The organism is Chryseobacterium sp. CG10_8 (assembly GCF_058117085.1).
Genome location: NZ_JBYVEB010000048.1, coordinates 1 through 23755, shown reverse-complemented (window position 1 = coordinate 23755; position 23755 = coordinate 1). Strand labels below are relative to the sequence as shown.

At 34.1% G+C, this 23755-nt stretch carries 20 protein-coding genes, 5 tRNA genes and 1 other RNA gene; 11 read left to right on the top strand and 15 right to left on the bottom strand.

The window, feature by feature from the left end:
* Positions 1 to 150 precede the first annotated feature (150 nt).
* The 11 genes from nusG to rpsU all read right to left on the bottom strand — a co-directional run bounded on the left by nusG (position 151) and on the right by rpsU (position 4486).
* A complete protein-coding gene (nusG, locus tag AC4AGG_RS09270) occupies positions 151 to 693 on the bottom strand; it encodes a transcription termination/antitermination protein NusG (RefSeq protein WP_489771707.1) in 543 nt (180 codons plus the stop codon).
* A gap of 12 nt (positions 694 to 705) precedes the next feature.
* Entirely contained in the window at positions 706 to 912 is a 207-nt protein-coding gene (secE, locus tag AC4AGG_RS09265; RefSeq protein ID WP_489771706.1) for a preprotein translocase subunit SecE, read from the bottom strand.
* A 13-nt stretch (positions 913 to 925) separates the two neighbouring features.
* Positions 926 to 996: transfer RNA gene (locus AC4AGG_RS09260), tRNA-Trp, on the bottom strand.
* A 55-nt stretch (positions 997 to 1051) separates the two neighbouring features.
* Positions 1052 to 2239: an elongation factor Tu gene (tuf, locus tag AC4AGG_RS09255; protein WP_489771705.1), complete on the bottom strand. Its 1188-nt coding sequence runs from the start codon at positions 2237 to 2239 to the stop codon at positions 1052 to 1054.
* A 229-nt stretch (positions 2240 to 2468) separates the two neighbouring features.
* Positions 2469 to 2540, bottom strand: a tRNA-Thr gene (locus tag AC4AGG_RS09250).
* Between the two features lie 40 nt (positions 2541 to 2580).
* A tRNA-Gly gene (locus AC4AGG_RS09245) sits at positions 2581 to 2653 on the bottom strand.
* 87 nt (positions 2654 to 2740) lie between these two features.
* A tRNA-Tyr gene (locus AC4AGG_RS09240) sits at positions 2741 to 2821 on the bottom strand.
* 13 nt (positions 2822 to 2834) lie between these two features.
* Positions 2835 to 2908, bottom strand: a tRNA-Thr gene (locus AC4AGG_RS09235).
* 96 nt (positions 2909 to 3004) lie between these two features.
* On the bottom strand, positions 3005 to 3295 hold the full coding sequence (locus tag AC4AGG_RS09230; protein ID WP_489771704.1) for an HPF/RaiA family ribosome-associated protein: 291 nt from the start codon (positions 3293 to 3295) through the stop codon (positions 3005 to 3007).
* Between the two features lie 35 nt (positions 3296 to 3330).
* Positions 3331 to 4212 carry a phage lytic cycle repressor MrpR family protein gene (locus tag AC4AGG_RS09225; protein ID WP_489771708.1) on the bottom strand — a complete coding sequence of 294 codons (882 nt, stop codon included), beginning with the start codon at positions 4210 to 4212 and terminating at the stop codon, positions 3331 to 3333.
* A gap of 76 nt (positions 4213 to 4288) precedes the next feature.
* Positions 4289 to 4486 (bottom strand): 30S ribosomal protein S21, encoded by a 198-nt coding sequence (rpsU, locus tag AC4AGG_RS09220; RefSeq protein ID WP_489771703.1) that lies wholly within the window; start codon positions 4484 to 4486, stop codon positions 4289 to 4291.
* A gap of 150 nt (positions 4487 to 4636) precedes the next feature.
* Between rpsU and AC4AGG_RS09215 the strand changes: the two genes are divergently transcribed.
* From AC4AGG_RS09215 to AC4AGG_RS09175, 9 genes are all read left to right on the top strand, one after another.
* Positions 4637 to 8332 carry a choice-of-anchor L domain-containing protein gene (locus AC4AGG_RS09215; RefSeq protein ID WP_489771702.1) on the top strand — a complete coding sequence of 1232 codons (3696 nt, stop codon included), beginning with the start codon at positions 4637 to 4639 and terminating at the stop codon, positions 8330 to 8332.
* 354 nt (positions 8333 to 8686) lie between these two features.
* Positions 8687 to 9265, top strand: a complete 579-nt coding sequence (gene nrfH, locus AC4AGG_RS09210; RefSeq protein WP_489771701.1) for a cytochrome c nitrite reductase small subunit — start codon at positions 8687 to 8689, stop codon at positions 9263 to 9265.
* Positions 9266 to 9298: 33 nt separating this feature from the next.
* Positions 9299 to 10765, top strand: coding sequence for an ammonia-forming cytochrome c nitrite reductase (gene nrfA, locus AC4AGG_RS09205; RefSeq protein ID WP_489771700.1), 1467 nt, complete (start codon positions 9299 to 9301; stop codon positions 10763 to 10765).
* 120 nt (positions 10766 to 10885) lie between these two features.
* On the top strand, positions 10886 to 12112 hold the full coding sequence (locus AC4AGG_RS09200) for a cytochrome c biogenesis ResB family protein (RefSeq protein ID WP_489771699.1): 1227 nt from the start codon (positions 10886 to 10888) through the stop codon (positions 12110 to 12112).
* A 2-nt stretch (positions 12113 to 12114) separates the two neighbouring features.
* Positions 12115 to 12909 carry a cytochrome c biogenesis protein CcsA gene (ccsA, locus tag AC4AGG_RS09195; protein WP_489771698.1) on the top strand — a complete coding sequence of 265 codons (795 nt, stop codon included), beginning with the start codon at positions 12115 to 12117 and terminating at the stop codon, positions 12907 to 12909.
* Positions 12910 to 13011: 102 nt separating this feature from the next.
* Positions 13012 to 13411: a transfer-messenger RNA gene (ssrA, locus tag AC4AGG_RS09190) on the top strand.
* A 910-nt stretch (positions 13412 to 14321) separates the two neighbouring features.
* Positions 14322 to 14885: a hypothetical protein gene (locus tag AC4AGG_RS09185; protein WP_299183483.1), complete on the top strand. Its 564-nt coding sequence runs from the start codon at positions 14322 to 14324 to the stop codon at positions 14883 to 14885.
* 14 nt (positions 14886 to 14899) lie between these two features.
* Complete coding sequence (locus tag AC4AGG_RS09180; protein WP_299183485.1) at positions 14900 to 15220, top strand: hypothetical protein; 321 nt, start codon at positions 14900 to 14902, stop codon at positions 15218 to 15220.
* Positions 15217 to 15408: a hypothetical protein gene (locus AC4AGG_RS09175; protein WP_489771697.1), complete on the top strand. Its 192-nt coding sequence runs from the start codon at positions 15217 to 15219 to the stop codon at positions 15406 to 15408. The genes AC4AGG_RS09180 and AC4AGG_RS09175 overlap by 4 nt, the downstream gene beginning before the upstream one ends.
* 94 nt (positions 15409 to 15502) lie before the next feature.
* Here the strand turns inward: AC4AGG_RS09175 and AC4AGG_RS09170 are convergent, their stop codons facing one another.
* Positions 15503 to 16276: an XRE family transcriptional regulator gene (locus AC4AGG_RS09170; protein WP_299183488.1), complete on the bottom strand. Its 774-nt coding sequence runs from the start codon at positions 16274 to 16276 to the stop codon at positions 15503 to 15505.
* Positions 16277 to 16403: 127 nt separating this feature from the next.
* On the opposite strand from AC4AGG_RS09170, the gene AC4AGG_RS09165 reads away from it, so the two are divergent.
* Both AC4AGG_RS09165 and AC4AGG_RS09160 read left to right on the top strand, forming a co-directional pair.
* Positions 16404 to 17297, top strand: coding sequence for a DNA-methyltransferase (locus AC4AGG_RS09165; protein WP_489771696.1), 894 nt, complete (start codon positions 16404 to 16406; stop codon positions 17295 to 17297).
* Positions 17298 to 17310: 13 nt separating this feature from the next.
* Positions 17311 to 20022 (top strand): N-6 DNA methylase, encoded by a 2712-nt coding sequence (locus tag AC4AGG_RS09160; RefSeq protein ID WP_489771695.1) that lies wholly within the window; start codon positions 17311 to 17313, stop codon positions 20020 to 20022.
* A 97-nt stretch (positions 20023 to 20119) separates the two neighbouring features.
* On the opposite strand, the gene AC4AGG_RS09155 is transcribed toward AC4AGG_RS09160, so the two are convergent.
* The 3 genes from AC4AGG_RS09155 to AC4AGG_RS09145 all read right to left on the bottom strand — a co-directional run bounded on the left by AC4AGG_RS09155 (position 20120) and on the right by AC4AGG_RS09145 (position 23415).
* A complete protein-coding gene (locus AC4AGG_RS09155; protein ID WP_489771694.1) occupies positions 20120 to 21181 on the bottom strand; it encodes a hypothetical protein in 1062 nt (353 codons plus the stop codon).
* A gap of 323 nt (positions 21182 to 21504) precedes the next feature.
* The gene (locus AC4AGG_RS09150) at positions 21505 to 21771 is read right to left on the bottom strand and encodes a helix-turn-helix domain-containing protein (protein WP_489771693.1); all 267 of its coding nucleotides are present in this window, start codon (positions 21769 to 21771) and stop codon (positions 21505 to 21507) included.
* Between the two features lie 342 nt (positions 21772 to 22113).
* Positions 22114 to 23415: a phage integrase SAM-like domain-containing protein gene (locus tag AC4AGG_RS09145; protein WP_489771692.1), complete on the bottom strand. Its 1302-nt coding sequence runs from the start codon at positions 23413 to 23415 to the stop codon at positions 22114 to 22116.
* Positions 23416 to 23755: the final 340 nt, after the last annotated feature.

The following is a 23755-nucleotide window of genomic DNA, read 5'->3' as shown; positions in this document are numbered from 1 at the left end:
TACTAATAAACTAGAATTAAATCCCTCGAATCCACGAAAAAGGAATCAGAAAGAACTGAAGATTTCTTATCTTAATTCTATACAAAAACTTTATAACAAAAAACCACTCTTTTCGGAGTGGTTTTATATTTTAATAAACTTAAAAAAGTACTAAACTTTCTCTACTTGCATGTAGTTAAGTTCCATTGGAGTTTTCCTACCGAAAATAAGGACTGATACTTCAAGTTTCTTCTTATCCTCCAATATCTTCTCTACTGTACCATTGAAACCATTGAATGGACCATCAATCACTTTAACACTTTCTCCAACAACATATGGAATAGCTGCCTCCACTGGAAACTCAGCCAATTCATCCATTCTTCCTAGCATCCTGTTAACCTCAGATTTTCTCATTGGCACAGGATCTCCTCCTTTGGTTAAACTAAGAAAAGAAATAACTCCAGGAATATTCTTGATTACGTGAGGAACTTCCCCGATTAGGTTAGCTTCCACCATCAAATATCCAGGATAATAAGGTTTTTCCTTTGGAACTTTCTTCCCGTTTCTCAACTGGATAACCTTTTCCATAGGAATTACTACCTGAGTTACATAAGCATCCATACCAAGACGTTGTATCTCGTTCTCGATATACATTTTTACTTTACTTTCTTGTCCGCTTATCGCTTTAAGAACATACCATTTCAAATCACTCATTCTTTGAATCTTTTAGTTGAAAAGTTCAACCATCAATTGGATAATATTCCTAATGGATTTAGAAAACAACTCATCTACACCAAACAAGAACAAAGCTAAAATTACAGTAGATATTGTTACTGCTACTGTAGAACTCTGAAGTTCTGACCATTTTGGCCATTCTACTTTGTATCTGAATTCGTTATAGGAACCTTTAATAAAATCTACTAATGAACTCATTTTAATTAATTTGCACGGGCACAAGGATTCGAACCCTGATCAACGGTTTTGGAGACCGGTATCCTACCATTGGACGATGCCCGTAGAAAGAAAAGTTCCGTAAGTTTCCTCACGGAACTATAGTTTTATAATCTAACGATTAGTCAATAATTTCAGTTACCTGACCTGCACCAACTGTTCTACCACCTTCTCTGATCGCAAATCTAAGACCTACGTTAAGAGCGATTGGTTGTAACAATTCTACAGTAATTGTCAAGTTATCACCAGGCATAACCATCTCTACTCCATCTGGAAGGAAGATTTCACCTGTTACGTCAGTAGTTCTTACGTAGAACTGAGGACGATATTTGTTGTGGAATGGAGTGTGACGTCCACCCTCTTCTTTAGAAAGGATATAAACCTCTGCTTTGAATTTTTTGTGTGGAGTTACAGATCCTTGCTTAGCGATAACCATACCTCTTCTGATATCAGTTTTCTCGATACCTCTCAATAGTAATCCCACGTTATCTCCAGCTTCACCTCTATCTAAGATTTTTCTGAACATCTCTACCCCTGTTACAGTTGAAGTTAATTTCTCTTCACCCATACCAACGATATCTACTGCTTCACCAGAGTTGATAACACCAGCCTCGATTCTACCAGTTGCTACGGTACCTCTACCTGTAATAGAGAATACGTCTTCAATTGGCATCAAGAAAGGCTTATCTTGATCTCTTACTGGTTGCTCGATCCAAGTATCAACAGCATCCATTAATTCATCAACAGTTGCAACCCATTTTGGCTCACCGTTAAGTGCTCCTAAAGCAGATCCTTGGATAACTGGAGAGTTATCTCCATCATATTCGTATGTAGAAAGAAGATCTCTTACTTCAAGCTCAACAAGCTCAAGAAGCTCAGCATCATCTACCATATCAACTTTGTTCATGAAAACAACAATTCTAGGTACGTTTACCTGACGGCAAAGAAGGATGTGCTCTCTAGTTTGAGGCATAGGTCCATCTGTTGCAGCTACTACCAAGATAGCTCCGTCCATTTGAGCAGCACCAGTTACCATGTTTTTTACATAGTCGGCGTGACCTGGACAGTCAACGTGAGCATAGTGTCTGTTTTCTGTTTCATACTCAATGTGTGCAGTATTAATTGTAATACCTCTTTCTTTTTCTTCTGGAGCAGAGTCAATAGATGCGAAATCTCTTGCTTGCCCAAGTCCTTTATCGGACAATACTTTACTGATAGCAGCAGTAAGAGTAGTTTTACCATGGTCAACGTGACCGATGGTACCAATGTTTAAATGCGGTTTGTTACGATTAAACGTTTCCTTTGCCATGATTCAAATTATTTAATTATTTTAATTTTTCAAATTTCAGTCCGCAAATATAGTGATTTTTTGTATACAAAAATCATTTTTTTGAAAAAAAACCCACAAAGTCTTTCCTCAAACACTTGCGCCTCAGTAATTACCGTATTTGGATGTGCAAATTTAATGAAATTTTGGAAAACTCAAAAGATATTTACTGTACAAAAAAAAATCCTGAAAACCTTCAGGATCAAAATTGAGCCAACGATGAGATTTGAACTCACGACCTCTTCCTTACCAAGGAAGCGCTCTACCCCTGAGCTACGTCGGCGAAAAAAAAATCACATATCCAAGTTGGTATGTGATTTTTGAGCGGAAGACGAGGGTCGAACTCGCGACATTCAGCTTGGAAGGCTGACGCTCTACCAACTGAGCTACTTCCGCAATTTTGTTTACAAAATTATTTGTTGGTAAACGGTGTGCAAATTTAAAAACTATTTTTCAAACCTGCAAATATTTTTTTATAAAAAGTGGGAAGAGCAGGATTCGAACCTGCGAAGCCGAAGCAACTGAGTTACAGTCAGTCCCATTTAGCCACTCTGGAATCTTCCCAAATTTATAAAAGAGCCTCCAGAGGGATTCGAACCCACGACCCCGAGATTACAAATCACGTGCTCTGGCCAACTGAGCTATGGAGGCAAATTTTTAACAAAGAGCGCTTGTTCTTTTTTGCGAGTGCAAATATAGCACAAGTTTTCAAATACAAAAAAGTTTTTTACATTTTTTTTAAAAAAATTACGTAAGTTCCTTTTTCTTAATGAGTAATTTTTTTGCGGCGTCGGTACATTGGTCTAGACTTTCTTCAAAACTCTTGCTAGTTTTCTTGACAACGATGTCTTCTCCCGGGACAATTAATTTGATTTCTGCAGTCTTATTTTCTTTGCTTGAAATGTTTTCAACCTTCAAATATACTTCACATTCTATTATTTTATCATAAAAAGTGTCTAATTTGGATATTTTTTTATTTAAATATTCTTCTAGTGGCTCGTGAGGAGTTAATCCTATGGATTGTACTGTAATTTTCATTTTCCTTCTAATTTTGATGTTAGTACTTAACTACATTAATCGTTGTCCTTCTTTGCTCTTGGGTGCGCTTTGTTAAAAACCTTTTTTAGTTGCTCTATATTGGCACTGGTGTATACTTGCGTTGATGCAAGCGATGCATGTCCCAATATAGTCTTTACTTTTGAGATTTCAGCCCCATTATCTAGCACATGTGTTGCGAAACTATGCCTTAATATGTGTGGGCTTTTTTTCTTCTTGGTCGTAACAAGACTAAGGTAATTATTAACGATTAGATACACAAATTTTTCTGAGATTTTTTTCCCATCCTCTTTAACGAAGAAATAACTACGATATTGTTCTCGCGGACTTCTACTGGCACTATACTCTTGTAGTAACTGACTTAACTTTCTGGAAATGGGAACAATCCGTTCTTTATTACCCTTCCCAAATATTCTTATCTCTTGTTTACCAAAATCCAAATCCTCGACTTTAATTCCGCAAAGCTCCATTCTACGGACACCTGTTTGATAAAGAGTTTCTATAATAATACGATCAAGCAATGGAGCATCCGCTATTACATCTTCAAGTAAAGTATGCATCTCCTCCTTTGAAAACGCAACTTGCTTTTCTGGATAAAACTTGATTGCCCCAATAGTTTCTACTGGTGAAACGTCTATCTCTTCTATCTTTAACAAAAATTTATAAAAACTTCGCAGTGAAGACAACTTTCTATTAATACTTCTCTTGGATAGTTTTTGTTCACTAAGCTTTACAATAAAATTACGCACAGTTCTTTTGTTAGCATTCGTAATATCAGCGGTTGCTTCAGTTTCTAAATGGAACAACGAAAAATCCCCTAAATCCTTTTTGTAACTTAATACCGTATTAGGCGAATACCGTTTCTCAAACTCAATGTACTCTAAAAATTTATCGATCATCATATATCTACAAACAAAAAAATCACTACCAAATATAGGCATTCGGTAGTGATATAATATTATAAAAAAGAACTTTTTAAGCTTGTTCTTCTATACTTGCTTGTCTTTGCTTATGAGCTGCTTTAAGCTTTGCTTGTCTTAATGTTACAGAAGGCTTCACAAATTGTTGTCTAGAACGTAGAGCTCTTACAACTCCTGTTTTATCGAATTTTCTTTTGTACTTCTTAAGTGCTCTATCAATAGACTCTCCGTCTTTTACTGGAATTATTAACATAGTTTACATCTCATTTTGGACTGCAAAAGTAAAAATTATTTTTTAAGTGGACAAATTTTTATTTATTCATCTAAAATATTTTCACAAAAATCACATTAATGTAAAAATGACTAAATTTACCCCAAATAATTTTATTTCTGAAATAAGAATATGAAAAAATATATCACCCTTGTTTTGTTTTTGATTTTTGGACTCTCCTTTTCTCAAAGAGCGCCAATTGCAAAAACTCCTTCTGCTGCCTCAATGAGATTAGGTAGTTTTATAGATGTCAATTCGGCAGGCTACCCTCAAAGTAGTTATTCGCTTACCCAATTAATTACTGATGTATTGATTAGTGGCGGATCAAGTTGTGGTGGCAATGTTTCCAATGTAGTTGTTTCACCAAATCTAGGAGTAAGCAACAATAATCGCTCATGGGGATATTTCAATAAAGGAACTACTGCTTTTCCTTTCACTGATGGAATTTTGTTAATGACTGGTCCAGCAAGAAATGGTGGTAATAATTACATCGCGGCAAATCTAGGACAAGGAGGAACTGGCACGCTAGGAACTGGAGGAGATGCAGATTTAGCAACAGCAATTGGAGTATCAAATGCGCAGTTACTTGATGCAACTTATATTGAATTTGATTTTGTTCCATTGACCTCACAGGTAACTTTCAACTATATTTTTGCTTCTGAAGAATATATTGCAAATCCCTGTCAATATACGGATGGATTTGCATTGTTAATCAAACCTCAAGGTGGTACAACTTATACCAATTTAGCGATTTTACCAGCAGGAGCAGGCCCCGTAAGTGTAAGTAATATTCATCCAACTTTTTCAAGCACATGTCAAGCTGTTAACCAACAGTATTACGGTGGAACCAATACCGCAAATATTGAAACCAATTTTGCTGGTAGAACAGTACCTCTTACTGCGACCGCAAATGTTACACCTGGCCAAACCTATCACTTCAAAATGGTAATCGCAGATTTTTCTGATGCCGTTTATGACTCAGGTGTTTTTCTCCAAGCGGGGTCTTTCAACATTGGACTAGTATTGCAAGACAACAATGGTAATCCCTTACCTGCAACCGCAACAATTTGCAGTGGAGAAAGTTATACCATGAACGCAAATGTGCAAATAACCGGAACCTCCTATCAATGGTACTTAAACAATGTGGCAATTAGTGGAGCGACGTCTTCCTCTTATACTGCTACTCAAGCTGGAAATTATACTGTTCAGGTTAATATACCAAACAGTACTTGCTCACAAACAGCAGGAGTCACCGTCAATGTTAATCCTGTCCCAACCGTACAAAACGCTAGTCTGTCTCAATGTGCGACAGGAACAACAGCTACCTTCGATTTAACTTCAGCACAATCTAATATTTCAACTACCACTGGTGCAACCTTTAGTTATTATACTAGCCTTGCGGCAGCTCAAGCTGGCACAACAGGGAATATAGCAAATCCCTCTTCGCATACCTCCGCAACCGGAATCATCTATGTAAGAGTTAGCAATGGAAATTGTTTTGCTATTGCTCAACTTCAGCTAACTGTAAACCAAAATCCTTCAGCGCCTGTTATTACTCCTTCTAGCACGGTAATATGTGGTACCAGTTCGGTTACTTTAACTTCAAATTATGCTTCTGGAAACACTTGGTCAACTGGAGCAACTACACAGAGCATTACCATCAACACTCCAGGAACTTATACAGTAAGCGTTAATAATGGAACTTGCACAAGCCCTACCTCATCCGTTACGATTACAGGAAATTCCAATCCAAATCTGCAGATAACTGGAAATTTAACTTTTTGCTCTGGAAATTCAACGACATTGACTGCAACAGCAAATGGAACAGGAAATTCTTATTCATGGTCAAATGGCGCAACAACTCCAACAATCACTGTCAATACGCCTGGAGTTTATACCGTGACAGTAACAACTAATGGTGGCTGTACATTTCAGCAGACAGCTACAGTTACCCAATACACAACTCCGACAGCAAACAATTCAACTTTGAATATGTGTTCTACAGGAACAACTGCTAATTTTGATTTGACGGCTGCGCAATCTGCTATCTCAACATCTACAGGAGTAACTTTCACTTATTATACAAATTTGGCCGACGCGCAAGCTGGAAACACTAACAACATTGGTACACCAGCAACGTATAATTCACCAACTGCCATTATATATGTTAGGGTTGATAATGGAAATTGTTTTGCTATTGCGCAATTACAACTTAATGTAGGTCTGATCCCTACTCCTACTATAACTCAATCCGCACCTGCCATCTGTGCCGGTTCTCCCGTTGTTCTTACCTCTAATTACACAAGTGGAAATGTTTGGTCTACAGGAGCAACAACACAGAGCATTACGGTTTCAGCAGCTGGAACATACACTTTGACTGTAACTCAAGGAAGCTGTACCAGCTCTCCTACTTCTGTTGCTATCGTTGCTAATGCAAATCCTAATTTACAAATAACTGGAAATACAAGCTTTTGCCAAGGATCAGCTACAACTTTAACAGCAACTGCGAACGGAACGGGGAACACGTTTACATGGTCAACTGGTGCAACAACAGCTGCAATTAATGTTACTACAGCTGGCACATACACAGTTACAGTAACCACGCCTGGCGGTTGTACTTTTCAACAGAGTACGACAGTAACCATGGATCCGACTATTAATATTAGTATTGCTCAACCTGCACAAATTACTTGTAGCAATCCGACAGTTACTTTAAATGCGTCTGCTTCAACATTCCAATCGAGTTCTACTATCTTATGGACTACAACAACAGGCAATATAGTTTCAGGAGCAAACACTTTAACACCTATTGTTAATCAACCTGGAATTTATACCCTAACAATTACTAACACTACAGGTAACTTATGTACGAAAAGTTCAACCGTAACCGTTGTAAAGAACACTACTCCTCCAACAATTAATGTCACTGCTCCGAAGCTGAGCATTTGTCTTGGAGATTCAGTTGTTCTTACTGCGACAGGTGCTCAAACTTATACTTGGACAGGATTAACGGGAACAGGTAATACTCAGACGGTAAGTCCGACGGCAACAACGACTTATACAGTGACTGGAGTTGGCGCAAATGGATGCCAAGGAAATACAGCAACCATCACAATAACTGTCGTACCAAAAATTGTTTCTACTTTAACAGATATTGAATTCTGTAAAGGAGATAGTGGGTTGTTAGATGCAGGCTCTGGACCTAACTACACTTACCTCTGGAATACTGGTGAAACATCACAAACTATAAGTGTAACTACAGAAGGAACCTATACCGTTACAATAAACAATGGATCTTGTACCAATATTTTTAGTGCTAACGCGGCTTATACAGTTGTGCCTGAGATTACAGAGGTTACATACGAGAACAATACACTGACAATTATTACTACCCAAACCTCCAGCTCCACAAATTATGAATTCTCCATAGATGGCGGAAGTACTTGGCAGTCTTCCAATGTTTTCAATAATGTTAAAGACAATACAACTTACTTTATATATGCAAGAGTTAAGGACGTAAGCTGTTACACTCAGGTTGAATACTATACCTTCTTCATGAACAACTTTATATCTCCTAACTCGGACGGTTATAATGATAAAGTAGATTTCAGTACAGTGAGTGTTTACAAAAACTTCGCAGGATCCATCTACGATCGATATGGACTTGAAGTTTTCAAAGTCACAAAAGACAGAACCATCTGGGATGGAAATTATGGTAGTTCTAAATTACCAACAGGAACTTACTGGTATACACTGACATGGATAGACCCAATAAGTAAAAAACTTGTGAAAAAATCTGGATGGATTTTATTGAAAAATAGAAATTAAATTCTATTAAAATTTTGAATTTATTAATATTAACTTGAATTTCAATCAAATACCTATCAATAACCCACTTTTTAGTGGGTTATTTTTTTACAAAATATCTTCAACTTGCCTAAAGCTAAATTTCTGTCTTTCAGGTCTAATTGAGAAAACATGGAATATTCCAACAACAAAATACCTAAACATTTTTGACAAACTAGGATTTCGCCTAAATTTTAATCTCGCATGACAAAAATCACCCACATATACTGACACTTATCATAGAATAATAAAGCAGACTTATTTGCTTTAAAATTAACTTTGAATCGGATCTCAGTATCTTAATTTAATGCTTTTGAACTTATCATAGTATCAACCATGAGCAAAGAGATAAACAATAAGAGTAAAAAAAGATATATCATCCCTGTCCTTTTAGGGGTTATGTTTGGAATGTTCCTATATGTATTCTACATTTCCAATGCATACTCCTACTTATCGGATGATCCCAAAGCTTGCGTTAACTGTCATATCATGGCTCCGGAATATGCAACTTGGTTCCATTCTTCACATGGTAGATCAACCACTTGTAATGATTGTCACGTTCCTCATGACAACGTGGCTAGGAAATATTATTTCAAAGCGATGGATGGTATGCGTCATGCTAGCATGTATTCCTTAAGATTAGAACCTCAAGTCATTAAAATACGTCAACCAGGAGAGACAGTTGTTCAAGAAAATTGTATTCGCTGTCACTCAACACTTAATAGTGTGGTTACAACAGGACAAGTTACTGCAGATATGGCTCATAAGGATAATGAAAAACTTTGCTGGGAATGCCATAGAGAAGTGCCTCATGGAAAAGCAAGAGGCCTCAATTCCGCACCTAATGCGAGGGTCCCTTTAGCAGAATCTCCAGTTCCTGATTGGTTGGATAAAATGGTAGAAAGTAAAAAATAAAATTATAGTAAAAGTCTCCTAAATAATAACGGTATGAAACGTAAGAATTGGTTAATAATAGGAATTTTAGCCTTGGTGGTATTCGGATTGGGTATGCTTGCCAGTTCCATTGTGCAGAGAAAAGCAGAGTCGGTACAGCTTACTTATTCAGCTAATAATCTTAAAAATTTCGAATCCAGAAATGAAGCTTGGGAAGAGTTCTATCCAAGAGAATATCAGTCTTGGAAGAAAACCGCTGACACAACTTTTCATTCCAAGCATATGAGTAGTAATGACGATGATATGTTGGAACAGCGTCCAGAAATGGTAATTCTTTGGGCTGGTTATGGCTTTGCAAAAGATTATGGTGCTCCTCGTGGACATTATTATGCAGTAAAGGATGTTACTAAAACTCTCAGAACGGGAGCTCCGGACGCAACGCATCCAGATGTTCAGCCAGGAACTTGTTGGACATGTAAAAGTCCTGACGTTCCAAGAATGATGAATCAAATGGGGGTAGCTAATTTTTATAAAGCTAAATGGTCTTCTTTAGGAAGCGAGGTTGTAAATTCTATTGGATGTGCCGATTGTCACGATCCTAAAACCATGAATCTTACAATTACACGTCCTGCTTTGGTTGAAGCATTACAAAGAGCTGGTAAAAATGTGAAACAAGCTTCTCATCAAGAAATGCGTTCGTTAGTTTGTGCACAATGTCATGTGGAGTATTATTTTAAAGGAGAAGATAAGTATCTTACGTTTCCATGGGATAAAGGTACAGGTATGGAAGAAATGGAGGCTTATTACGATAATGAAAAACATGTGGACTTTGTACACAAATTAAGTAAAACTCCAATTCTGAAAGCACAACATCCAGACTTTGAAGTTTACAAATTAGGAATTCACGCGCAAAGAGGAGTTTCTTGTGCAGACTGTCATATGCCTTATAAATCTGAAGGAGGTGTTAAATTTACTGACCACCACATTTCAAGTCCATTGGCTAATATCAATAATACTTGCCAAGTTTGCCACAGAGAATCTGAAGCGACTTTGACACAGAATGTTTACGAAAGACAAGATATGGTGTTTGCATTGAGAAATCGTTTAGAAAAACAATTGGCAAAAGATCATCTTATGGCTAAGTTCTTATGGGATAACAAAGCAACTGATGCAGAGATGAAGCCAGTTTTAGATCTTATTCGTAAATCTCAATGGAGATGGGATTTTATAACAGCATCTCATGGAGCTTCTTTCCATGCACCATTAGAAGCCCAAAGAATTCTTGGTGACGGAATGTATCTTGCCGTAGAAGCAGAATCTAAGATGAATACTATTGCTCTTAAGAAAAATTTAGCAGGGAAATTTGTAATGCCTGATGTCTCTTCTAAAGCTAAAGCTCAAAAATATATAGGGCTTGATATACCTAAAGAAAAAAGTGCTAAGGAGCAATTTATGAAAACAGTAGTTCCCGAATGGTTGAAAAAAGCCAAACAAAAGGGAATTTTAATGGACGAAAAATAGTTTACTTTTATAAATTCCCACAATAGCCAACAACGAAATATGGCAGTTGTGGGAATTTTTATGTACTTCCAACAGTATATTCTAGTATTTCATTTAATCAATAATAGAAAAAAATTATAGATGACTTCCATCTCATTTTTTAATCATAAAACTCAATTTAGAGATGCTCTTATCCTGAATTTATGTTTTTTGATTATCGGTCTTGTTCTTCAATATTTTGTGGGTAGTATCCCTGTAAAATTTATGGCTTTCCCCAATAATATTATTGCAGGAGCCACTTTTGTAATTGTTATGACCATAGTTTTTTATCTTTTTAAAAAAACAGAATGGATACACCTCTTGGATGGAGCTCCTTTTGCAATTGTCACGACTCTTATTTTAGGAATTCTCACTATTGGTTTAGGAACTTTCGCAATTGATGAACAAGATCACAAACATCACCTATTAATGCGCTTTGGAGTTAATTCCATTACGAGTACTTGGTATTTTGCATTAATCTTTTTTCTACTATTGGTCAATCTTTGGTTAGCAATTCTCAAAAGATCTCTATATTTTCAAACGAAAAATATCACATTTATTTTAAATCATTTTGGGCTTTGGTTAGCGCTTTTTGCTGGCGTTTTGGGGCAAGGCGATTTAACTAAACTGAAAATGACTTTAGAAAAGGATAAACCAGAATGGCGTGGCGTTGACAAAGACGGCAACATTATGGAACTGCCTTATGCACTAGAATTGAAGAAGTTCGACATGCAAATTTATCCTAACAAACTTTTCATCATCAATAAAGAAGGTGAAAGTCTTCCAAAAGAGAAACCAGACGGCTTTATGTTAGAAAAAAAAGGTTTGAAGCATCGCTTTATCGATTGGGAAGTTACGCTTTTACAGTATGAAGAAAATGCTGTTGTAGTAAAGGAAAATACCTACGATAAAAATCCAATGTGGGGTGCAACTAATGCCGCTAAAGTCCGTGTTAAAAATCTAAAAACTGGTGAAGTAAAAGAAGAGTGGATTTCTTGCGGAAATTTTATGTTCCCACCAAAAGCCATTAAACTAAACAATGATTACACCTTAGTAATGGCTCCACCCGAAGCAAAAAAATATCAGTCAGACGTTTTGGTTTATGAAAAAGAAAGTGAGGGAATCAAAAAAGCCGAAATATTGGTTAACCAACCTCTCACTGTTAATGGATGGAAAATTTATCAAGTGAGTTATGATGAGCAATTAGGACGTTGGTCGGATATCAGTGTTTTAGAATTGGTATTAGATCCTTGGCTTCCTTTGGTTTATGTGGGGATTTTTATTTTAATGTTGGGAACAATTAGTTTCTTAATTCAAAATCGAAAATAGGTATGTGGCAATATTTTAATTATATCGTATTTCTAGTTGTTTTCTTTTGGTTGGTTTCAGGAATGGTCTTGTATACTAAAAGCAAAAAACTTCAGCTCGTTTCAATTATATTACAAACAATTCCTGTTATCGTTTTAGGAGGATTTATTGCTGGACTATGGATTAATCTTGAAAGACCTCCTTTAAGAACACTTGCAGAAACAAGGATTTGGTATTCATTTTTTCTTGCACTAATCGGGTTAATTTTGTACGCGCTTTATCGTCAAAAATGGATTTTAACTTACTCCACTGTAATGGGAAGTGTGTTTCTACTCATTACTTTTTTAAATCCTGACACCATTAATAAATCATTAATGCCTGCGCTACATAGCGTTTGGTTTGTTCCTCATGTCGTAGTTTACATCTTTGCTTATGCGATGTTTGGTATGGCAACTTTGGTGGCTTTAGCAGGACTTTACCTTCATTTTAAAAAGAAAGATACCTCACACCAAAAAGAAATCATGAATCGATTGGTTAATGTGGGCTATAGCTTTTTAACTCTCGGTCTTTTATTTGGAGCACTTTGGGCAAAAGAAGCTTGGGGACATTATTGGACTTGGGACCCAAAGGAAACATGGGCATTCATCAGTTGGTTAGGGTATTTGGTATATATCCATTATAGATATAAGTTTAAAAATAATAATGATAGCATTCCTTTCATTATTATTGTCTTTGCTTTTATTTTACTTTTAACATGTTGGTTTGGTGTCAATTACTTGCCAACAGCACAGAATAGTGTGCATACTTATACGGGGTAATTTCAATTTTGATCATTTAAAATTGAAAATTCTATGAAGAAAATAAAATGTAATCCTAAGAGTAAACTTGTATTTTTCGTACATTTGCACACTTACAAAATTGGGGTTGACCGGTTTCGACAGCAAGACCAATGGGTAAGTAAGCATGCAGAGAACCGTAGCGCGATCTCTTAAATCCCTTGCTACAAATTTTAACTGGCAACGAAGAGTTTGCTCTTGCTGCTTAATCTGAATCATAGTAGGATTAACACTTTTCCCGAAGTATAGTAAGGAAACAAGATGTCTCCCAGAAGTTACGTTCTGCAACGTCTGAAACTGAGGCATAGAAAAAGCAGAAATAAGGTCTTTGGAACTTCGACAAAGACACGAAAATCTCAGAAGATAAGCGTAAAGTTGGCTGTTTGCTGTCTGCTCTATGACGAAAACCAATAGCAAAATAAGCATGTAGAAAGCTTGCGTATTGCTTGTTTGGACGAGGGTTCGAATCCCTCCAACTCCACTTTTTAAGCTAAAGAGAATTTGTAAATTATTGATTTTTAAATAATTACATTTTCTCTTTTTTGTTTTGTATCCGAAATTGTATCCGAAAACTAAATTTGGTAATTATTTGATCTAATTAAACCTCATTTAATCTATTTGAATAAACCTCAATTATAAAAGCTTTATTAGGACGTAAAGATACGAACTATAGAAATGATTTCAAATAAATTAGTACCATTTTAGATATATAGAATATATAAGGAGCTATGATTTTCAACAATGGAATTTTAACTCTTTTTTTGTGCTTCTATTTATTGTAATAATAAACAATTTCATTTTCAGGAGTGCGTCACACCTTTGTTTTGACATATAAATCCCTTTGATTCGTTTTTCAATATACACATCATTGAATAATCAATCATCTATACAATAATATCTATATGGTTTATGAAGTTGTAAATCTTCTCCGTAAAAACATCTTAAAAAATGTTGAGGTTACCATATAGCTAGTAAAAAATAATCTTGAAGTTTAAAAGGCAGGGGGGTACAGACAAAAATGTCTTTTCAGGGTATGCCTTAGACTGATATGGGTACTCTATCGGGACATATAAAAAAGAATTTTCAAAATCCGTAATGAGGTATCGGATTTTTTTATCATTTTTGCAATTCATGAAATTTAAAACGGTTTAATTATTGATATAGAAAATTTTATCTAAAAAGCTATCATGCTATTTTAGAATAACATTAACGAAAATAAGTGTAAGACTTATTGCTTTGCAAAAGAAAATTTGGCGATTTAAAAGTGCACAGGAGCAAAAGTTAGACACCCACGACTGCGTGGGCTGTTCTGCTTTTGTGTACAGGTTATGCCAAATACCTCTTTTGCAAAGTGTGAATAGTTCCACGCTTTGTCGTTTATAATACATTATAAAATGGGGTATCTACACAAAATCATTGAATTAGAAAAACAAAAGAACTTTCAAGAGATTGCTACAACTCTTTTCATGGAAGCCGAAATCAGCTACAACCAGACTGAATGGAGCGAGAAAAAACAAAACATGAAATATTGGGAGTTTGTAAGCAAAACAAAACACCTTCTTAATAAAGACTTTCATAAAAATCTCATGTTCGGAGATTTAAAACCCAATCTACACTTGATAAATGCCTACAAAATGATTGGCGGAAAAGGCGATATTGCATTTTGGAGAGAAGACAAATATCCCCTTGACGGAGCAATAGCACGTCTCATGTTTACCCCGACAATTTATATTTACGCAAAAGAATGTTGCGAAGTATTTGAAGAAAAGATAGGTAATAAGCCCCTATTTATGAGTGGTTTAACCCCACAGGGAGTTATCAACAAATACAATTCTGAAAAAAATACAACGAAATCATCATCAACCTACGTAAATAATAGCTCACAAAGTGGCTGTATGGGAGTTTTATTACTAATAACGGGAATTATTAGCCTACTTATATTACAAATTAACTTTTAAAACAATTAAATATTATGAAAAAATTAATTTTTACTTTAATGTTCACATTACCAACTCTTTATTTTGCACAGGAAGAAAAACCGAAAGAATCACAAACCGCTAAAGAGTGCGTTTTACCAAAAGATTTTAAAGAACCAATCAAAAACAACCGTCTTAAAAAGTTCGTAGCCATAGACAATGGAGTTAACGAAAAGGATGTAATTATAATTCGGGCGCAGAATGGTTTTGGTAGTGGGATTTATACGGTATGTGTAAATCAGCAACCCATCCAGTATCAAAAAATGGGTACAGTTTTTATGCGGGAGGGAAAAAATCCATTTAATAACGCAAAATGATGTTTCAGATTCTAAGTTCTGTTTCTGGATTTATTTGCCTTACAACTCCATACAGAGAATACAGCACATGGGATAATATAGAGTTTTTCTTAATGTCAATCTCATTTGCTGTTTTGTATGTGGGTTTTGCTTACTACTTTTTGTATATTCTAAAACTTTTTACTGATAGACTTAAAAAACATTTTTAATAAAAAATGCTTGACAATAGCTATATTATACATGAAACCTTTTATGTATTGTAAAAAATTCGATTTACCAGCTAAAAAGCAAACTAAAATAAATTTATTTTTCAGATAATTTTATATTAAGATTATTTATACCTCTTTGCAACTCTAAAAACATTTCCTTTACATTCTGCCCTGAAAATTCATCAGCATCAAATTCTTTAGTATTAATACTACATGCAAACTCCCAAACCTCAACAATATCAGTTAAAAAAATATCATAAGGTTCATAAAAATCATTATCTGCTTTAACAGACAAAGAGTTTTCATTAAAATTTTGAAATCTTTTATAAGTAATTCCTTCATTCAAGGTTACAAAAACATAAGTTTTATTAGATTTTAAATCTGATAAGTTCTCTAAATATTTTCCAACTATAAATGTTCCATCTTTAAATGGAGGCATTGAATCACCATCAGCAGGAAAAGCTCTATATTTTCCATTTGTTAAAAATGGGAGTGAAATATTCTGTAAACTTTCAATATAGCAAGGATCAGTATATCCATTTAAATAACCCATCGAAGCTTTTTGAGGAATTATTTCAATTCTATTATTCCCTGATTCATCAACCATAATCGGTAGTAGGATTCTATTATCAGGTAACTTCAACATTTCTTCTAATGGATATTTTCGAATATCTACCGACACCAAAAGATCAATACTAACACGAAAATATTTAGAAATTCTAATTAAAATTTCTATTGGAGGCTCTGACGTACCATCTTCATATTTTGCATAACGAACCCTAGTTATTAATAAAGCATCGGAAACTTTTTGCTGTGACAAGTTTTGCTTCCCCCTAAGGATACGGATATTATCTGAAAAAATTGACATTGTTATGATTTGTAACAACAAATATAATGTAAATTGAGATAAAAAATACTACTTTTGTGCTTGCAATTATAAAGAGTTCACATATATTTAAACGTGCACTTTAATATAAATCTTTGAGAACCAATAAATGAAATATCTAGGTGGTGAAATATATGAAGGAGACTGTTTGGAGGTCATGAAAAACTTGCCCGATAAGTCTGTGGATTTAATACTGTGCGATTTACCGTACGGGACTACTCAAAATAAATGGGATAGCGTTATTCCGTTGGATAAGTTATGGGCTGAATATAAAAGAATAATAAAGCCTAAAGGAGTAATTGCTTTGACTTCACAAGGTATATTTACGGCAAAATTAATTTTAAGTAATGAATCTTGGTTTAAATATAAATTTGTATGGGTAAAAAGTAAACCTACTAATTTTCTAAACGCTCGAAGACAACCTCTTCGACAACATGAAGATATTTGTATTTTTTATGGAAGTCAACCCGACTACACCCCAATTATGTCTAAAGGAGAGCCTTATAATAAAGGAACAAGAAAGGCTCAATACACTGGAAGTTATGGAGATTTTAAACCAGTCCAAGTAAAAAGTGAAGGAGATAGATTTCCAACTGATACATTATATTGTAAAACTGCAGAAAGCGAAACAGGTGGAAAAGTTTGGCACCCTACACAAAAACCAGTTGCATTAGGTAGATATTTGATACGAATGTTTACCAAAGAAGGAGACATTGTTTTAGATAATACATTTGGGAGTGGCAGTTTTTTGGTTGCAGCAGCTTTGGAAGGAAGACGCTTTATTGGAATTGAAAAGAATGAAGAAGTACATCTTTTTAAAGAGAAGCAGATTGATTATATTCAAATAGCAAAACAAAGATTAACAGAAGTGGAAGAAAATATGAAACAAAACATTGCTCCCGCTCCTTTATTTTCTGAATTACAACCTAATGCTAAGGCTGGAAAAACACCCCGTCGAGGAATGGTTGACGTAGATGAAATCATCAGTGTAAGCGCTAAATAAAAACTAATAATAAATGCAAATTTCACCAAATTACAACGAAAGATCATGGGCTATTGATCTCATAGGATATTTGAAACAACTTTCATCAGACACTAATAGATCAATTAAAGACGCAGGTGGGGAACAAACAATACAAACAGAGGGAGGAAGCCTTTTCCCTGATGTTTTACTATTTGGAGATAGATCTACTGCTAGAATTTTACAAGGCTGGGAGCTTAAAATGCCTGATACCAGTATAGATGATATTTTTTTCAAATCAAATGCCGAGATTAAAGCTAGAGCTCTTGGACTAGATAGTTTCCTTTTATGGAATGTTTCAAGTGCAGTTTTATATGTTCGAAATAATAATACTGATATTTTTGAAATTCACACTACCTGGACTGATCTACTTGATATAAGAACTAGACAACAGGTTTCAAATAATCAAGAAAGGTGGAAAAGTTTAGCTAGAAAAATCTTTTTATATCTGAATGATTTATTTGATCGAGGAACCATTGAAGGGAGACCATTTATAGAAGCATATCGTAGTGGCGGAGTAACTTCATTAATAATGGACAATTCTTCAGATGTTTCTAATGCAGTTGTTGAAGCAAGTAATAGAAACCTAACTCTACGTTCTCAAATGACTCTTTGGTGGGATCGCTACCAAGCAGAATATGGAGAAGATACAATGACAAATGTTTTAGGGAAGGTAATTATTTCAAATTGGATTGGTAAAATTTTATTTGCGCAGATTCTAAGAGAAACAGATATTAGAGCACAACAAATCGCCACCATAAATGATGATACAACTCCATCTCAAGCATTAGATCTCTTTAGACAACTTTCAGAAAATTGCAACTTTTGGACTATTTTTTCTTCCGAGGGAATAGGACTAGATCTAGTTCCCGAAAGGACTTGGAATCAATTAAAACAATTTAATTATTTATTAAGCGATTTACGAATTGGCTCTGTAGACCAATCGCAACTATCTGGGATTCTTGAAGCAACTGTTGAATTAAGTACTAGAAGATTGCGAGGACAATATCCTACACCGATAGAATTAGCAAAACTACTCGTAAACTTATGCGTTCAAAACACCGTGAATGATAAAGTTTTAGATCCCTGTTGTGGAAGCGGAACTATTGTACGAGCTGCATTAGAGCAAAAATTAAGTATGGGAGTAACTCCTGAAGAAATTTCAAAAGGTATATATGCTGGAGACCAAGATCCACAGGCTGTACAGATTGCAACCTTTGCAATTGCAAAACCTGAATTAATGCATATGCCATTAAGAGTATTTCAAAAAGATGCTTTTGAGTTAACACCTGAATTAGAAGTTACATTTCGCAATCCCACAACTGGAGAAGCTTTTAATGAAAACCTAGGTTATTTTCAAGCAATTGTTAGCAATTTACCTTTTGTTTCTCAAAATGGAAGAGCGCAGTATGGAAATGCAATCAATGAAGTAAACAGAAAAATTGGAGGTGAAATCACAGGAAGGGCTGATATTTCAGCATATCTCCCATTTTCTTTACATCCATTATTAACTGATGGTGGAAGGTTAGGAATAATTATAACCAATGCTTGGTTAGGCACTAAATGGGGTGACGATTTCTATAACAACATAGGACGATTCTACGATTTGAAAAGTGTTATTACATCTGGAGCAGGACGTTGGTTTCAAAATAGTCAAGTAGTTACTAATATTCTGATCCTAGAGAAAAAAACTACACTTTCAGAATCAAACAATGAGATTAAGTTTATTGTTCTTACTCGCCCACTTGAAGAACTAGAAGACAATGAATCTATTCAAATAACAGCAGCCCAAATAGAAATTGGACAAACCCAAAATGATACAATGACCATAAGAGCAATTAATAGGGAGAATCTTGAGCTATTTAGAGCACTCGGTTTGGGAGGCAATGCTCAATTTGTTAATTGTGATTGGATTTTAGATCTACCTTTACAAAAACTTAGTAATGTATTTAAAATAAAACGAGGAGAAAGACGCGGAAATAATACATTGTTCTACCCTGCAAGAAATCATGGGATAGAGCCTCAATATTTAAAGCCATTAGTTAAAAGCCCCACTGATTTCGTAAGGCTTACCACTACAGCAGCCAGAGAAGCTTTCTCCTGTTCTATAACAGAGGAGAACCTTAATCATTTAGGACACAATGGTGCTTTAAATTGGATAAATCACTTCAAAACAGATGAAAACATCCGAAAACTGACTACTAGTAATTTAATGTGGTATGAAATGAAAACAGACACACTAACCGATTTGGTCATGTTCATTAATTACGGTGAAAGACTTTTTGTTGGAAGAGTAAACCCTCCCGCATTTGTTGACCAGCGACTAATTCGACTAGATCCAATTTCTGAAGTTGACATTGAATTATATCACGCAATATTAAATTGCACAATATCAATGTTTATTATAGAAGGCATGGGATTTGGTAGAGGTCAAGGGGCACTTGATTTAAGTAAAGATAGAATTGAAAATTTTATGCATATTCTAGATCCTTCGGAACTTGATGAAGAAAAAATCACAAGAATTAAATCAGCATTTGCACCTTTACAAAATAGAAATATAATGGTTGTTGCAGACGAGCTGGAACAAGAGGACCGCAAAGCACTAGACGACTGTATTATTGAATGCTTTGAATTAAATGTAGATAGACAACAAATATATGACGGATTGCTTAGTTTACTTGAAATTAGATTAACAGCTAATTCATAATTAAGATAAAAGAGAAAGTAGGAAGGTATTTTTTCCTACTTTTTCTTTTATGATTGTTTTTTCATTATATACATTGTTGAATAATCAATCATTTACATTATTCTATATCTTGAATATCATCATCCACCACCCCATAAAATAGCTGTTCATATTTCCTCTGTAAAAGGTTTTTAATATAAGCTTTTGTATGTAACATGTCATTATCTGCGAGTAACTTTTGAAACGCTTGTTTAACCCTGTTAAGATTAGGTTTACCTTTTAAATCACGCCAAAATGAGGGTTCTAAATAATTTCCAATCGCTTGTTTTACATTTTCTGCAAGACCTTCTTTTTGGTTTCTGTTATCTGTCAAAATAAAATTATCCATTTTTTCACAAAAATAGGTGTACAATTTCTCTATACTCCCATTAGCAAATAAATCATCAAACTGAGTTATACCCAATTCTCTTAAATGGTTAGACTTTAACACAATCTCCACCCTCATAATATTGGTATGTAAATGTTTTTGTTTCTTCTTACTGTACACCTTAAAGCCGAATTTGCTATGTAAGAATTTTACAAAACAGGTATTAACATCATTATAATTACTCGTTGGGGCTTTATAATCATACAGCAGAAAATTATAGTTAATATAATCGTCTGGATCACGTTCCACTTTTAAATTGAAACCGAACTCTAGCTCTGTAATGGTCGCATCATTTAAGTCCAGACCTTCAAAAAAATCCTGCAATGTTTCCAATGACTGTAAAATCTCTGCATAGTAGAAATCATTATAGTTATTATCCAATAAATGACTGTAATCATTATCGTCTCCCCTACTACTTAAATCATTATGCATTAAGTGATTAAAATACTTATGTATAGAACCTTCTAAAACCGCCATTTTTTCGCTTATTCTCAATTTAAGATTCTCTACATTAGCAATTATAGGATAAGTCGTAAATGAGGCTTTATTTTCCGTTAATTGCTTTTTCTGTAAAGCAGGAATTTTATTTCTAAAAATATTTAACCATTTTTCTACGAAAGTTTTTTCTTTGGATTCTGCAACATTTGTAGTGATGTGTTTTCTCTGTACAGTAGGAAATTTACCCCCATTAGCATTTAACCACTTTTCTACAACGGTTTTATCTTTGAATTGCAGTTTTATATTATCTAGCATTATAAGCAGTTTTAAGGTTATACAAAAAACTTACATCACTATTTTTAATAAAAACAGAAGCATTAGCTCCCGTTTCTTTTACTTTGCTTAAATATATCTGTCTGAACATAATTGTTTAATTTTTAGGCAATAGAAACCCTATACAAAGGGATATTCCAATGCAGATTAATAAACTAACTTTAAAATTTTTCATTTTAAAGTCTGAAAGGGTCTAGAATGTTCAGACTTTTATTAATAGTAACTCTAAAACCTCATATTATATTAGGTTTGAGTAATTTGTTAAGATTTTACTCATAATATTTCGCTTGATTGGTGTATAATTATTACTTTTTAAATGCTAAAACATCTTCTTTTAGATAATATACTCTATGTCCGATTTTTTTAGTTGTCAAAATCTTTTTCTTATTCCAATTATAAAGTGTTGTATCCGTAACTGTTAATAAGTCCATCACTTCTTTTCGGGTGTAAAGTTCTTTTTCATTTTCTGCTTGCTTCCCGAAATTAAGCGCTTCCAATACTTTCATAACTACGTTTTCAATTTCTTTAATTAATTCGTCTTTTGGTACTTGTACCAGTTGCAATGTGTTCATTTTTCAATTGTTTTATATTAATATTATTTTATGCATAATAAATTTTTGGATATAAAAAAAAGACCCCTTTGTTTAAAGGTCTTCATTTATCCATTATTCACTATATGTTTATTATTCTCCTACTATTATTAATCACAGGACATAACTCCCCTGTTAGGCGAGTAAAATTTCAATTACCGCCTTTAAAGCAAAAAACCTATCAATGCTAATGTACATTAATAGGTTTTTTAAATAATCTTGCCTAATAGTCAAAATTACAATTTAAAGTTTTTCATATTATAAATATTTCCAACTTCGTTAATCAAAACAATACAAAAATCATGCCAAAATGACATGGAATAATTAATATCCTAAATTACTGAAAAATTTAGCAGTAGATTTAGCTTTTTCAACATCCGTTTTATTAATATAAGTCAATAGTTGTTTTTCCGTCGTATGTCCAGTAAAATTAAGCAAATAAGCAGTCGGTATTTTTTCATAAAAATTTGAGGCAAAACTTTTACGCCCAATATGCGAAGTTACTAGCTCATGCTTAGGGAATTCACTAAAAACCTTTCTTGTAACATTCTTTTTACCCTCTCTTTCTATAACCTCTGTCTTTCCGTTATATACTATTTCATCAATCTTGGCAATCTTACAAACTTGCTTTATATAGAGGTTAAGTTTTACTTCTGAGATTTTACGTGGAAATTCTCCGTCACGTTTAGCTAAAATTTCCAAAACTTTTTTCAATAAAGGAATTTTCATTTTAGCATTAGTTTTTTTCTGTGTAAATTCAATATATCTCTGTCCCTCTGTATCTTCTACAATCATTGATGAAGTAAACCTTAAATAATCGCTAACACGTTGCGCCGTATAACAAGCAATTAAAAGCCAATCTCTGGCATTATCCAGATAGTCATGTGGCATTTTGGCGTTCTCAATCTTTTCAAGCTCTTCAAATGTCAAATAAATTGATTTAGGAATATGCTTTGTAGCTTTTTCAACTTCAAACCTCCAACTCATAACATGTTTATGAACATCAATATCAAATGATTCAGCAACTTTGCAGACTGTCTTTAAAAATTTCAAATCTCTATAAGTTGTTGAGATACTATATAATTCTTTCTTACAATAACTTTCAAAATCAGTCCTGAAATGATTATCTAAGTCTTTAAATTTTAAATTCGTAAATGTCTTTTTCTTTGTTTGTTTATGTTCAATATATCGACTTAACAAATTCTTTACAACATTAGCCTTCTTAATAGTGGAAATAGAGGCATTTTCATTTTTCTTTATATTTATATATACATCAAAAAAAGAAAGTACTTCATCAGAATATATAGTCTCTTCATCTAGCTTTACCTTTTGTGGCTCAACAACAGATTCTAGCCAACCTTTTATATCAACTTCTGGATGATCTGATTTAAATTTTGAAATAATATCAGCTTCCAATTTTGACAAACGAACATTAATTGTATCAATATCATTTTCAGTAACTTTTTTAGATGCAATCTTACATTTTCCATCTTTCCAATCTTTTGGCTTACATGATAGGTAAGGTATAGGAACTTTCAAGTCAATATTCTTATCTCTAAATCGTAACCAAATTGTACATTCCTTATCTAGAACTTTACTTCTCAAATAGTAACTAACTGATGCCATAATGTAATACTCATTTTAAAATTGTATCCGAAATTGTATCCGAAATTTTTAAATATCATTTAATCAAATTAAATCAAATTTTAATTAAACTACCTTAAATAAAGGTTTTATACCAAATACAAAAGTAAAGCCAAACTAAATTACATTTAAAAATGTAGTCCCTCCAACTCCACAGAAAATCCTGTAAATTACCGATTTACAGGATTTTATTTTTATAGGTGCTAAATTAGGTGCTAATTAACCATATAATTAAGGGGGAGAAAACTATCTAGCTAAGTTAATCAAAATATTTACATCGATGATTAGTGGCATCTTGTCTACATCTACTACTTTTAAATGT

What these genes read in the sequence shown, in the direction of transcription:
- nusG (WP_489771707.1), bottom strand. Translation starts at nt 693, where the DNA reads ATGAGTGATTTGAAATGGTATGTTCTTAAAGCGATAAGCGGACAAGAA.
- AC4AGG_RS09170 (WP_299183488.1), bottom strand. Translation starts at nt 16,276, where the DNA reads ATGTCAATTTTTTCAGATAATATCCGTATCCTTAGGGGGAAGCAAAAC.
- nrfH (WP_489771701.1), top strand. Translation starts at nt 8,687, where the DNA reads ATGAGCAAAGAGATAAACAATAAGAGTAAAAAAAGATATATCATCCCT.
- AC4AGG_RS09225 (WP_489771708.1), bottom strand. Translation starts at nt 4,212, where the DNA reads ATGATCGATAAATTTTTAGAGTACATTGAGTTTGAGAAACGGTATTCG.
- tuf (WP_489771705.1), bottom strand. Translation starts at nt 2,239, where the DNA reads ATGGCAAAGGAAACGTTTAATCGTAACAAACCGCATTTAAACATTGGT.
- AC4AGG_RS09145 (WP_489771692.1), bottom strand. Translation starts at nt 23,415, where the DNA reads ATGGCATCAGTTAGTTACTATTTGAGAAGTAAAGTTCTAGATAAGGAA.
- ccsA (WP_489771698.1), top strand. Translation starts at nt 12,115, where the DNA reads ATGTGGCAATATTTTAATTATATCGTATTTCTAGTTGTTTTCTTTTGG.
- rpsU (WP_489771703.1), bottom strand. Translation starts at nt 4,486, where the DNA reads ATGTTAATAATTCCAGTAAAAGACGGAGAGTCTATTGATAGAGCACTT.
- secE (WP_489771706.1), bottom strand. Translation starts at nt 912, where the DNA reads ATGAGTTCATTAGTAGATTTTATTAAAGGTTCCTATAACGAATTCAGA.
- AC4AGG_RS09160 (WP_489771695.1), top strand. Translation starts at nt 17,311, where the DNA reads ATGCAAATTTCACCAAATTACAACGAAAGATCATGGGCTATTGATCTC.
- nrfA (WP_489771700.1), top strand. Translation starts at nt 9,299, where the DNA reads ATGAAACGTAAGAATTGGTTAATAATAGGAATTTTAGCCTTGGTGGTA.
- AC4AGG_RS09200 (WP_489771699.1), top strand. Translation starts at nt 10,886, where the DNA reads ATGACTTCCATCTCATTTTTTAATCATAAAACTCAATTTAGAGATGCT.
- AC4AGG_RS09185 (WP_299183483.1), top strand. Translation starts at nt 14,322, where the DNA reads ATGGGGTATCTACACAAAATCATTGAATTAGAAAAACAAAAGAACTTT.
- AC4AGG_RS09150 (WP_489771693.1), bottom strand. Translation starts at nt 21,771, where the DNA reads ATGAACACATTGCAACTGGTACAAGTACCAAAAGACGAATTAATTAAA.
- AC4AGG_RS09180 (WP_299183485.1), top strand. Translation starts at nt 14,900, where the DNA reads ATGAAAAAATTAATTTTTACTTTAATGTTCACATTACCAACTCTTTAT.
- AC4AGG_RS09155 (WP_489771694.1), bottom strand. Translation starts at nt 21,181, where the DNA reads ATGCTAGATAATATAAAACTGCAATTCAAAGATAAAACCGTTGTAGAA.
- AC4AGG_RS09165 (WP_489771696.1), top strand. Translation starts at nt 16,404, where the DNA reads ATGAAATATCTAGGTGGTGAAATATATGAAGGAGACTGTTTGGAGGTC.
- AC4AGG_RS09175 (WP_489771697.1), top strand. Translation starts at nt 15,217, where the DNA reads ATGATGTTTCAGATTCTAAGTTCTGTTTCTGGATTTATTTGCCTTACA.
- AC4AGG_RS09215 (WP_489771702.1), top strand. Translation starts at nt 4,637, where the DNA reads ATGAAAAAATATATCACCCTTGTTTTGTTTTTGATTTTTGGACTCTCC.
- AC4AGG_RS09230 (WP_489771704.1), bottom strand. Translation starts at nt 3,295, where the DNA reads ATGAAAATTACAGTACAATCCATAGGATTAACTCCTCACGAGCCACTA.